1 pseudogene is annotated in these 1,626 nt (G+C 64.2%); it reads right to left on the minus strand.

The features are described from left to right. Positions 1-1,626 (minus strand): annotated as a pseudogene (locus tag VF497_RS17250) (DNA-directed RNA polymerase subunit beta'); the annotation flags it as partial.

The following is a 1,626-nucleotide window of genomic DNA, read 5'->3' on the forward strand; positions in this document are numbered from 1 at the left end:
CGCACGCGAGGCCGCACCACCGATGTGGAACGTACGCATGGTCAGCTGCGTGCCCGGCTCACCGATCGACTGTGCGGCGATGACGCCGACCGCTTCGCCCTGGTTCACCAAGTGACCGCGCGCGAGGTCGCGACCGTAGCAATGCGCGCAGATGCCGAAGCTCGATTCGCAGGTGATCGGCGAACGCACGAGCAGGCTCTGCACGCCGGCCGCTTCGAGCTTCTCGACCCACTTTTCGTCGAGCAGCGTGTTGCGCGTGACGATCGGATCTTCCTCGTTGCCGGGCGCGAACGTGTCGGCCGCGACCACGCGACCGAGCACGCGGTCCTTCAACGGCTCGACGACGTCACCGCCTTCGACGATCGCGGTCAGGGTCAAGCCGTTGAGCGTGCCGCAATCGGTCTCGGTGACGACCACGTCCTGGGCGACGTCGACGAGACGACGCGTCAGGTAACCGGAGTTCGCCGTCTTCAACGCGGTATCGGCGAGACCCTTTCGAGCACCGTGCGTCGAGTTGAAGTACTGCAGCACGTCGAGGCCTTCGCGGAAGTTCGCCTTGATCGGCGTCTCGATGATCGAGCCGTCCGGCTTGGCCATCAGGCCGCGCATGCCGGCGAGCTGGCGGATCTGCGCCTGCGAACCGCGCGCGCCCGAGTCGGCCATGATGTAGAGCGAGTTCATCGACTTCTGGTCGACGTCCTTGCCTTCGGCGGTCTTCACCTTGTCGAAGCCGATGCCCTTCATCATCGCCGCGGCGATCTTTTCGTTGGTGCGCGACCAGATGTCGACGACCTTGTTGTAGCGCTCGCCGGCGGTGACGAGACCCGAAGCGAACTGCTCCTGGATTTCGGTCACTTCGGTTTCGGCTTCCTCGAGGATGCCGGCCTTCTCCGCCGGAATCTTCATGTCGTCGATGCCGATCGAGATGCCCGCGCGCGTCGCGTAGTTGAAGCCCGTGTACATGAGCTTGTCCGCGAACACGACGGTGTCCTTGAGGCCGAGGCGGCGGTAGCACTGGTTGATCAGGCGACTGATCGCCTTCTTCGTCAGCTCGACGTTGGCGAGCTCGAACGGCAGGCCTTCGGGCAGGATCTCGGCCAGCAGCGAACGGCCGACCGTGGTCTCGACGATCGACGATTTCTTCGTGCGTTCGCCATCCTCGCCGACCTGTACCTCGGCCAGACGCACCTTGATCTTGGCGTGCAGTTCGACCGCACGGTTGTCGTAGGCGCGCTTCACTTCGGCGGTGTTGGCGAAGACCATGCCTTCACCCTTCACGTTGGTCAGCTCGCGCGTCATGTAGTACAGACCGAGCACGACGTCCTGCGACGGCACGATGATCGGATCACCGTTCGCCGGCGAGAGGATGTTGTTCGACGACATCATCAGCGCGCGCGCTTCGAGCTGTGCTTCGAGCGACAGCGGCACGTGCACGGCCATCTGGTCGCCGTCGAAGTCGGCGTTGAACGCGGTACAGACCAGCGGATGCAGCTGGATCGCCTTGCCTTCGACCAGCACCGGCTCGAACGCCTGGATGCCGAGACGATGCAGCGTCGGCGCGCGGTTGAGCAGCACCGGATGTTCGCGGATCACCTCTTCGAGGATGTCCCACACCTCGGCTTCTTC

Origin of the sequence: Rudaea sp., from assembly GCF_036383415.1 — a bacterium.
Taxonomy (GTDB): Bacteria; Pseudomonadota; Gammaproteobacteria; order Xanthomonadales; family Rhodanobacteraceae; genus Rudaea.